This window comes from Nostoc sp. CCY 9925 (assembly GCF_963920935.1).
Lineage (GTDB): Bacteria > Cyanobacteriota > Cyanobacteriia > Cyanobacteriales > Nostocaceae > Nostoc.
In genome coordinates this window covers 16,550-27,822 of sequence record NZ_CAWUDO010000097.1, presented here as the reverse complement: position 1 = coordinate 27,822, position 11,273 = coordinate 16,550, and the positions used below count along the sequence as shown (strand labels likewise).

The following is an 11,273-nucleotide window of genomic DNA, read 5'->3' as shown; positions in this document are numbered from 1 at the left end:
GATGCAATTGAGTTGCGAGTCGATGCAATTGAGTTGCAGGTCGATGCAATTGAGTTGCGAGTCGATGCAATTGAGTTGCGGGTCTAAGAGATTAGTGGCGGAAATAAACAGACCATTCCAAATCAACGAAACGCTTACGCTGCATTAATTTTGAATTTTGAATTCCGCCTTACGGTATTAGTGTGTTCAGCGTCAAGAATCGGCTGGAAAAGTATTACACAAAGGATATTTCGCCTAAGAAAGCTGCATCAAAAGTCCCTAAGGCTCGTTGGTAAACATTCATCCAGTTTTGATACTCTACTGATGGGGCAAGCTGTTGAGTTACTTTGACCTTGGCTGCTGCGCCCAACTTTTGCCGCAGTTGTGGTTGAGTTGCTAAATATTGCAGTGCAGCAGTTAATTCTTCTGTACTGCCGGGGTTGACTAGCAAACCGTCTACACTATGTTCTATAATTTCAGCGATCGCATCTACACGAGTGCCAATTATTGCTCGGCTTGCTGTCATCGCTTCCAACAGAGTATTCGGGCAACCGTCATGCACTGAGGGAATTGCAAAAATATCTAAGTGTGGCAGATAAGCTAAAGCTTCTTGACGGCTGGTAATTCCAGTGATGCGGAGGCGATGGCCTATTTGACTTTGCTGTATTTGTTGCTGCCAATATTCTCGCTCTTTTTCAATAAAATCACCTATAAGTAAAAGTGTTAAATCTAACTCTTGATCCAAATCTGCACAAGCATCAAGAAGAAATTCAATTCCCTTTTTATCTCTAAACCTACCCGATGAACCGATAACGATACCTGACAATTCGTTAACTAAAGATGGGGTGGGGAGTTGTTCAAAGTTGATGGGTGCAATGGAATTCCAAAAAGCCGATGATTTTAACTTGATACTTGGGGTGATAATACTAGCTCTTTTAAGTAAGTCACGACTGACAAATGTCACCCAATCAGAATTTTCTAAAATCCACGCTATTTGAGCATGATTTTTCGGATGAAAAATATGTTTATGTAAATCGTTACCGCGAACGCTATTGATTACAGGAATATCATTTTCTCTAGCTAAAAGCGTGGTTACATAACCTGTTTCATTGAGAAAAAAGGCGTGAAACAAATTAAAACTATGCTTCTGATGTAGATATTTGAGTTGTAAATAAATTTCGCTAAAAAAATCTTGAACTTCTGTAACATTGTTGCGAATAGCTGACCGAATGCGATGCACAAATACGCCATCTTGAAGCGTTGTTGTACAACTTGCTCGTCTCCGAGTTCCATCAGAAACCAAGCGTTCTTTCGAGCGAAAAACTGCAACGTGAACTTCATAACCGCTATCAATTAGCATCTGAGAAATTCGATGCACTGATTCACCAACCCCGCCAATGTCAGGAGGATATTCCAGTGTGGTAATGCAAACTTTAGTTTTATCCATGATTTATTATGTGAGTCAGGAGTCAGGAGTCAGAATTCAGATGTAGTAGCGCGGCAAGCTTAATTTATTGGGTTGAGTAATCACATAAAAGTTTCATTTTCGATTTTCTAGGTTGTTTAAACCCAACGTTTTAAGCTTGCCGCGCTAGTAGGTTGGGTTGAGGAACGAAACCCAACTTTCTTGGTGATTTGTTGGGTTTCGCAAAGCCTCAACCCAACTTACTTTTGTGCTTAACACCAAGCGTATTGAGTCAGGAGTCAGAATTCTAAATTCTAAATTCTAAGCAATTTGTTGCTTAACCACTAGATTTTTTAAGATATTTGCAGTTTTGTCAACTCCAGCAAAATCAACGCTAATTTTATTGTGTTGTTCTTTGAGATAATTTATAATTTTGATAGCAAAATAATCAGGTTGCAAATCATAAGGATTGATAAGCTTGACGATTCCTAAATCGCTTAACTTTTCGGCTCTGATAGTTTGTTCTCGATCTTCATTACCTGTAAACGGAAGAATCATAGCTCTTACACCTGTGGTTAAAATATTCATTGTGGTGTTATAGCCAGACATATTTATCGAAAGTTCTGCTTTTTTCATATAACTCAGCAAGTAAGGAGTATAGCGTCGAATGTAGAGATTTTTGCTATCTCTTGCCAGTGCTTGCAGTTCATTAAATTTTGAATCTGGGATAAATGGCCCCGTGAAAACCTGGATATTATGTGGCAATCTTTTCTCTAAAAATGGCGCTGTTCTTACTACACAATCAAGCAATTCATGACCAAATCTACCACCTCCTACGCTGACTAAAATCAAGGGTTTATCTGATTTAAGAATTTCTCGGTCTTCATAAGTCAAAACAGGATTGCTCGGTGGTTCTTGCACCACATATCCGGTGTAATACAGTTCACATTTGAGGTCATTGACTCTAGAAAATGTTTCTTCTAATGGAACAAACTCAGGGTCGCCATGAACCAGCAACATATCAAAATATTTGTTGATTAAGTTGCAGACTTTCTCTTCATTTTTTGCCTGTTTATGCTGTTTAGTGACTACAATATCTCGCAAACTAGAAACGACTTTAGTTGAACTTTTATTTGACTTCGCTAATTCTAATAAAGGAATTAATTCAAAAGAGAAGCGTCTTCTGCCAAAAGGAAATAATTCAACAATTAAAATATCCGGCTGGAATTCATTAAAGATTTGCAAAAGTCGATTTTTTCTGATTTCTTTGACTTCGTTGAGGCTAAAAGCATCATCTACTACTTGTAGTTCTGTAAATTGTGCATCGGTTTTAATTGCAGGCAGGTTAATGACTTCCACACCAGCAGGAATTTCAAAACCCTGGATTATTTCACCACCATTAATAAAACAAATTTGGAAATCTTTGGTTAAACCGCGTATAATTTCCCTGCTGCGAACCAAGTGCCCCATACCTAAAATATGTTGGCAGTAAAACATCAGACGTTTCATGAAAATTTTACCTCTGTCAGTTTGAATTGAATGAGTGTCAGGTTAAAAGGCAAAGGGCAAAAAGTAAAATCAAGATGAAAGAAACGTTTTTTACTTTTTACTCCAATTCAGCACTAAATCAGGTAATTGTTCCGGTTACTGGTAGCAAAATGGCATCAGACTGTTTTTTTTTGCAAGCAAGGTTGAGATGTATTGGCTAATTTTGGGCAAGGCATTGAGATTAATTTCTGGAATGGAAATCTGGGGAATATGCAGTTTTTGTAACAGCGATCGCAGTAAAATATCTGGAGTCAGATCGTTTGGATGAATAGCCGCCAAAACACCTAATTTTGCTAAGTGTTCTGCACGAATGCACTGTTCTTGTGATGGCTTAATTCTGGGTACTATGACTGCTGGCTTGCCTACTGAAAGAATTTCACAAGTTGTGTTGTAGCCTCCCATTGCTACTACCGCATCTGCGGCGGCGATGTAACTCATCAAATCATCGGTAAATTCCTCCATCTGCACCTGGGGATATGCAGCTGCTTTCTGTTTTAGTGCAGCTTGCTGTTCTGGTGGCATTTCGGGGCCACATATAATTAAAGTTCGCAGTTTATAAGATGTAGGCAGTAATGCCAAACTCGATAGATAAGTGTCAATTAAACTGTAACCATCTTCACCACCACCAGGCGTAACTAAAACTAGTTGTTCTTCTTTGGTGAGTTTTAACTCACTGCGGACAAGATTTGGGCTTTTGCGTCCCAATTGTTGACGGATGTAGCCACAAAATTGCACTTTTTGGGCAACCATTGGCGGTAGTTGATATTCTTCACGGATGTCAAAAATTTCTGGAGTTCCAACAACAAGCACGCGGTCATAAAATTTCTCAATTGCTTCGTAGTAACCGTGCTTTTCCCATTCTTCGATTATCGTATCTGGACTATCCAAAATATCCCGCAGTATTAAAATTAGCGGAGTTTCTGGTAATTTTGCTGTGAGATATTCAACTGCTAATTTTAATTCATTGCGAATACCATAGGGCTTTTTGTCTACTAAAAATACATCTGGTTTAAAATTAGCGATCGCTGATAAAATTAGCTCTGAGCGTAATTTAACTGTCTCATCAATTTCTATCCCCAAATACTTGACATACATCTCACCTGATGTTCCACGATTTAAACATGGTAACTTAATATAATCGAGTCTTTTCGGTAACCGAAAGCTGTGTAACATCGGCGAACCAGAAACTACTAAAATTGAAATTTTCTCAATAGAATCTAATAAGTGAGTGCAGATTCTTAGCATTCTACGAATATTACCGAGACCAAAGCCATCGTGGGAATATACCATCAATTTCATGGCTCAATGTCCCTCAAGTAGTCAGTGTTTTTCTTGAAAGTAAAAATAAATTTGGTAGAACTTGCGATAAATTAAGTGGATTTAAAATTCTTTAAAATTGTCTGTTTTGAATTTATAATTCTCAATTAATTAGGTTCTCAACTATTTATGAATCTTTGATGAAACTTTTATGAGAAAATTCTCATATTATCGATTTTTGAAATTTGTAGCAATTTTATTTCATTGAGAAAAATTCGTGTTGTCCAGATATCCTGCTTTTTAAGGATGCAGCTAGCGAATGGGGGGTAATACCATTTCACTTTAAAATCGATACAAATAGGCAGCAGGGGGGCAGGGAGCAGGGGGAAAGAATTTAAAGACTAATCATTTGTATCAGAATTTTCGTGAATTGGTATAAGACCCAATACGCTTGGGATAAGCCTTTTTCTCTCCCCCTGCTCAAGAACAGCCTGCCTAAACAGATAAATTTCCTTAACCCAAGCGTATTGGGGTAAGACACCTCGTTTAGTTACAAAATGGTTGTAAAAGAGATTGCATTGCAACGTCTCTACATGTGTTTGAATAGGAAAAAATTGTAGGATGTGGGGTACGATCCCTGATTATTCAAACAAAAATCAAAGTTGGTTACTATACGAAATTATAGTTATGAATTCTTCTCTTGCTGCGCCTCTGCTATCTGTTGAGTTTTCACTAGATGTGCTTGGGTAGAACGTAATTCTTCTAAAGCCAATTCTAAGCGTTGATTTTTTTCATTTAACTCCTGCGTCCGTTCGTGCACCTTTTTTTCTAGCACCTGACTGTATACTTCTAGCTGTTCGTTAACATCGTTTTGGGCTTTGATGAGTTGCTGAACTTCCTGGATAAGACGATTAAGGGAAGTTGCTAAGATACCCACTTCATCATTAGTCGTGGCGGGTGCTTGTAAATCGAAGTTAGATTCTTCAGTAACCTGTTGGGCAATATGAGTAACTGCTTGAATGGGACGGGCAATGGCGCGACTGGTGTAAATTGCTAATAATGTGGCGATCGCAATTGATAATGAGAGGCTACCAACGATAATATATAAGCGTAATGTTTCTGCGGTTTGTAATTCCTGTTTTGCTTGCTCATAGTCTTTGGCTGTAACTTCCACAAGGTTTGTGATGTCATTGAGAAAGTTATCCATCAAAAAAACTGGTGAGCCATGCATGAAATTGAAGAGTTGAGTTTGCGCTGTCTTAATTTGAATTGGTGATAATTGATTGGGATTATTATCCTGAAAAAAAGCTTCTGTTCTCTGTAAGTAAGCACTAAAACCTTTATAGCTCTCTAACAAAATATAGAATGCTTTTTGCTCATTTACAGAATGATATTTGGGAGCCTTCTGAATGCTGTAATTTACTGTTAATTCAGACCAAATTTTTCGAGCTTGGGCAACATACTCTAATAATTGAGTGTAATTTTTTTCCCATAGCTTTGGTCTATCCATGTAGAGAATCAGTTGGTGTTGAGTGGTGCGTACATAAAACACACTCGTTTTCAATTGAGATGCCTGATATAGTTCTTCAAACGCTGCTACTTCTCGTTTTTGCGCCTTCAGTTTGTAACGGTCTGCAATCAAAAAACCCATAGTAGTTCCCAGCACAGCGATGCTTACAACTAGTGCATATCCAACACCTATTTTTTGACCAACTTTCAAATGACTGAACCAATACCCAAAGTTATTTGATGGTTGGATGCGACTATTTGGCCATCCGCAAGCCAGTTTATCAAAGTTCTTGTGCTGTTTCATACTCTAATTATTTGCGGATAGCAACTAATTTGTCCATGAAATCGTCAAATGTTGGATCATTAGCAAATATTCCTGCATACTTCATTTGAGTTATTTCTTGATGAGGAATTTCTTTGGGATTAACTTCAATTATGTTCGTAAGCGATAACCCATGCCTCTAACTGTTTCAATGATGTCGCTGCCTAGTTTCTTGCGGAGATAGCCGACATAGACATCGACAATATTAGAACCTGGATTATAGTCGTAGCCCCAAACATAATCTAGCAGTTGTTCGCGACTGATAACTTGTCCAGGATGACGGCAAAACATTTCTGCCATTGTAAATTCACGAGCAGGTAATTCTACAAAGCGATCGCCTACTTTCACTTGTCGAGTCCGTAAATCGAGTACCACATTTCCTGCTGTCAGGGTAAACTCTTGGGCATCTCTGGCTGGTCTAGCAGTTCGCAAACGCAACTTTACCCGCGCCAAAAGTTCTTCAAATCGGAAGGGTTTGGTGACATAATCATCTGCGCCTCCTTCAAGTCCAGCGACTTTATCGTGAATGTCACTCCGAGCCGAGAGAATAATTACAGGCAAATCTTCTCCCTGTCCGCGCAGTTCTTCCAACACTTGGAATCCATCTTTTCCAGGCAATCCCAGATCCAAAATTAGTAAATCAAAAGCCCCACTGTGTACAACATCCACCACATACAGTCCGTCGGCAACTGTTGTCGTTGTAAATCCTTGCGATCGCAATCCTTTTTCAATAAATGAGGCAATCCGGGGTTCATCTTCAGCGATGAGAATGTGAGGCATAGTGGGGATTGGGAACTGGGGACTGGGAAAGAAATATTTTTATGCCTTCGTTGTATGATTTATGACATAAACACCTAGCTGGAATCGCGGCTAGCTTTAGCTCCGACTTTTCGCTTTATGGCTAGAGTATTCTAAATCCTGAATTCTCACTTCTGAATTCTGTATTCTGATTTTATATTTTGGGAGGATCGAGGGGTAAAACGATGGTAAACATCGAACCTTTTCCCAACTGACTCCGAAGCAATACTTTTCCATCGTGTGCTTCAGCGATCGCTCGGACAATTGACAGCCCCAATCCCGCACCCTCAGAACGACGACGACTGTTAGAAGTTCGAGCAAAACGTTCAAAAATCCGTTTTTGATCTACAAGGGGAATGCCTTCGCCTGTATCGCGTACCCAAAAATGCACTTTTCCTTTAGCGATCGCAGAACCTATGGAAATAGTATCACTCTTGAGAGTATGCTGAGTCGCATTCTGCGCCAAATTCATCACAGCTTCAGTAATTCTTTGGCGATCGACTATAATCAGACCTTTTGCCACCGCATCTATTTGCCAGTCGCGCTCTCCTAGCGCTTGAGCTTTGACAAATAACTCTTGGGTTAAATCTGCCACATTCACCGTCGCCAACTGCAAAAAGTCTAAGCGTTCTGCCTTTGCCAGTAAAATCAAATCATCTACTAGACGGCTCATCCTGTCTAATTCTCCCATCACCAAGGTCAAAGTTTCCTGTTGCTCTTGGGGGTCATCGCCCATCAGTTCCAGATGTCCGCGAATAATTGTGATCGGAGTCCGAATTTCATGCCCAGCATCGTTGACAAATTCTCGCTGGCTGGCAAAAGCTGACTCTAGTCTGTCCATCATTTCGTTGAACGTTGTTGCTAGTTCTGCCAATTCTCCCTTGCCTTGTACAGGTAGGCGCTGGGTCAAATCTGACTCACTAATTGCATGAGCAGTGCTAGTAATTGTGCGTAGAGGAGCTAGCACCCGTCCTGCCGCAAACCAAGCCAGAATTAACGACACCACAAACACTAAGCTGGAAACCTCAATAATCACAGAAACTGCTTCTAAAGTCTCTGCCCGCTGACCGGTGGTATTATGGGCAACCACAAAGACTCCCTGAGTTTGTCCATTAATTTTAATCGGTTCCACCATGTAAAGAATCTTACTAACATCCGGGTCAGAAAATTCTTTTTCTCCCTGCTCTGATTTGGTTTGTTTTGCCCATCGTTGCATCTGTGGTGATTCCTTGGCCAGGGGTTTAGGACGCGCTCTAGGGCTAGATTTATAAAATTCACCATCAATAAAGGTGATGAAGTAAGAGTCATCCTTTGGTAGTCGATACAACAGATAGGCTCTGAAAAGCCTAATCAAATCTTCTTTGGAAGCCGGAGGGGCGATTTGTTTTTTGCCGGCGAGCAACCATTTCAATTGCTCTGGGCCAATTACTATGTCTTCTGAGTCGTCAGTCAGTCGATGATCTGGAGCAAAAGTTTCACCTTTAATCAACGCATTAAAAGCCGCCATGTCTTCTAACATCTCTTGGCGAACGCGTTCATCAATGCGCTGGTAGAGATGATAGCGAAAAGCTGGAATGGCAATGAGAAATGCGATCGCCAAAATCAGCAAATACCAGAACAAAATTCGGGTACGTGCTTCTCCAAATACTTGCTGCCAACTGAAAAATAGCTGCGGTATTTTAAACCCAGACCTGCGATCGCGGCGATGGCTGGTGATACTGCTCATTTTCACCCCTGCTCACTCATTGAGACAGTTTATCGCAATTGGGGACGGGGGATTGGGGATTGGGTATTGGGGACACTTCACTCAACCAACCGCCAAATCTTAATAGTATTATCATCGCTACCGCTGACAAGAGTTTTGCTATCAGGACTGAAGGTAACAGATGTTACGGTGTTGGTGTGGGCTGCCAATGTAAGAATTTCTTCTCCTGTGGCAATATTCCAGAGTTTAATAGTGCGATCGCGGCTACCACTAGCAAGGATTTGACCATCGGGACTGAAAGCTACGCTTGTGACTGTGTTATCATGTCCCACCAGCGTGCGAATTTCTCTGCCGGTGGTCATGTTCCAGAGTTTAATGGTGCGATTGCGGCTAGCAGTGGCTAAAGTTTTACCATCTGGACTAATAGCCACGTTTGTTACTGTTTGAGAATTTCCCGCTAATGTGCGGATGGAGTATCCTTTTGCCAGATTCCAGATTTTGATGGTTTTGTCAAAGCTGCCACTGGCAAGAATTACGCCATCTGGGCTGATGGCTACTGACCGCACCCAAAATGTATGCCCTGTCAATGTCTTGATTTGCTCTCCGGTTGCTAAATCCCAGATTTTAATCGTGTTGTCATCACTACCACTAATTAAAGTCTGGCTATCAGCGCTGATGGCTAGGGTATGAACTGAGTCAGAATGCCCTGTAAGAGTGCGAATTTGCCGTCCTGTTGCCAGATTCCAGATTTTGATGGTGCTGTCATCATTACCACTTACCAGAATTTTGCCATCTGGGCTAATAATTACGACGTTCACCTGCCCAGAATAGCTGTTGAGTGAAGAGATTGGTTTTCCGGTTGCTAAATTCCAAAGTTTAATTTTTCGTTCGTCGCCACTGCTGGCGATGGTTTGGCCATCGGGGCTGATGGCGATGGATAAAACTGAGTTTTCGTGTCCTTGGAAACTGTTAACTAAAGAAACTTTGCCCAAGTTAATTTTTAGCGCTTGACCCAAAAGTGGGTTATTCCTGCTCGGACTATTATGAATCAGCCGAGAAGACAAAGTAGTTTGAATCCGGCGAAAATGTTTATACCAAGATTCGCTAAATCCAAACAACATAATAAAAGCACTTCCCAAGATTAAAATTCTCAGTAAGCTATAACTTTTTGTTAAATTTGATGCTTTAGTTACCGGGATTGTCGCAGTTGACTTCCCGGCTGGAGGCAATGCTAGTGGTTGTTTTTGCACCAAGTCTCTGAGGACTTCATCGGCTGACTGATAGCGTTGTTGAATGTCTTTTTTCAAAAGCTTGTCGATTACCAAATCCAATTCAGCATTTAATGGAGTGCGTAAATATTGCCGCCAATTACTCACCCAGGCATACCCGCATTCCATCCACAATTGAAAGGGGGAAGTTCCCGTCAGCAGGTGAAAGCAGGTAGCGCCTAAACCAAACAAGTCACTCGCGGCAAAAGCTTTACCATCTCTAATTTGTTCTAGGGGAGAATAGCCGTGCGAACCAATGGATGTACCAGATTTATTTTGAACTCTGGCTGTGAATTGCTTTGAGGAACCAAAATCAATCAAGCTTAATCGCCCATCGCTTTTATGCCGGATAATATTTTCTGGCTTAATATCTCGATGAATGACATTGCGATCGTGGATAAACTTGAGTATAGGCAGCAAATCCAGCAAAATACCTTGAATTTCCCTAGCAGTATACGCCTTCTTGCGTTGTTGTAACTCCTTTAACAAATTGTCCCCATTGATAAACTGCTGCACTAAGTACAAACAGCCGTCTTGCTCAAAGTAAGCCAACAAAGTCGGAATTTGCGGATGTTCTCCAAGGTCTTGTAGTCGCTGCGCTTCTTGGGCAAATAACTCCATCGCCTTTTTTTGCGACCAAGTACCTTGGAACTTTGGAGCTAATTGCTTGATGACGCAGCGTTCATTGAGTTTATCTATGTCTTCTGATAGATAAGTTCTGCCGAATCCCCCTTCATCCGAAAGGACTCGGATAACACGGAAGCGATTTCTCAAAAGTGACACCAGCGGGGTGCCACAATTTTGGCAAAACTTCTTTCCATTGGGATTCAGGGGGTTTGGGCAATCGGGATTTAAGCAGCAGATCATGATCTGACAGGCGCGACTGCATGACAACTTAAGCTAAGTTTGCCCCGTATTTACCCTTAAAAAATTGACTCTCGCTTACTTGTGGTAGAAAAACCCTGTTCTGGGGATTGGGGAATTACTTATATCGTTAACGTTTGTAAACAGCAAGCTGTAACGCATTAAAATAGCATATTTAGTCATTAGTCATTAGTCATTAGTCATTAGTCATTTGTGATTAACCAATGCCCCATACTTTAGCTTCTCTACGAGACGCTACGCGTAGCTTGCTTCCCCATAGGGGTACGCTCAGTACAAGTGTCCGATGCCCAATGCCCAATGCAAATCTATCCTATTTTCCAGCGCGTTAGCTTAGTCAGTCTTCCTCATTTGTGGAAAACTACGAGAGCCATAGGATTAATTATTCTTTCGATTATATAATAATCTGAAATCTGAAAAAAAATTTTTTGGAACTCCTAGCTTTAGTACTTTTTCTTGTATATTTACAATCAATAAATTACTAAGTATTAAAGACTAAGCCTCATTAATTAATCATCACTGACTCTCGAATATAGTCAAAATGCTTACTAAATTTATTTTGGATATTTTCTATTTTCCCCGATTAATTATTCATTTGAT

General features: G+C 40.6%; 7 protein-coding genes. All 7 read right to left on the bottom strand.

Going from position 1 to position 11,273, the window contains the following annotated elements:
- Window positions 1-214 precede the first annotated feature (214 nt).
- Window positions 215-1,426 carry a glycosyltransferase gene (locus ACM0OY_RS32075; RefSeq protein ID WP_414572808.1) on the bottom strand — a complete coding sequence of 404 codons (1,212 nt, stop codon included), beginning with the start codon at window positions 1,424-1,426 and terminating at the stop codon, window positions 215-217.
- A 279-nt stretch (window positions 1,427-1,705) separates the two neighbouring features.
- Complete coding sequence (locus ACM0OY_RS32070) at window positions 1,706-2,893, bottom strand: glycosyltransferase family protein (protein ID WP_414572807.1); 1,188 nt, start codon at window positions 2,891-2,893, stop codon at window positions 1,706-1,708.
- A gap of 135 nt (window positions 2,894-3,028) precedes the next feature.
- Window positions 3,029-4,231, bottom strand: coding sequence for a glycosyltransferase family protein (locus ACM0OY_RS32065; RefSeq protein ID WP_414572806.1), 1,203 nt, complete (start codon window positions 4,229-4,231; stop codon window positions 3,029-3,031).
- A gap of 643 nt (window positions 4,232-4,874) precedes the next feature.
- Entirely contained in the window at window positions 4,875-6,002 is a 1,128-nt protein-coding gene (locus ACM0OY_RS32060; RefSeq protein WP_414572805.1) for a HAMP domain-containing protein, read from the bottom strand.
- A gap of 129 nt (window positions 6,003-6,131) precedes the next feature.
- Window positions 6,132-6,800, bottom strand: a complete 669-nt coding sequence (locus ACM0OY_RS32055; protein WP_414572804.1) for a response regulator transcription factor — start codon at window positions 6,798-6,800, stop codon at window positions 6,132-6,134.
- A 172-nt stretch (window positions 6,801-6,972) separates the two neighbouring features.
- On the bottom strand, window positions 6,973-8,544 hold the full coding sequence (locus ACM0OY_RS32050; protein WP_414572803.1) for a sensor histidine kinase: 1,572 nt from the start codon (window positions 8,542-8,544) through the stop codon (window positions 6,973-6,975).
- 77 nt (window positions 8,545-8,621) lie between these two features.
- A complete protein-coding gene (locus ACM0OY_RS32045; protein WP_414572802.1) occupies window positions 8,622-10,658 on the bottom strand; it encodes a protein kinase domain-containing protein in 2,037 nt (678 codons plus the stop codon).
- Window positions 10,659-11,273 lie beyond the last annotated feature (615 nt).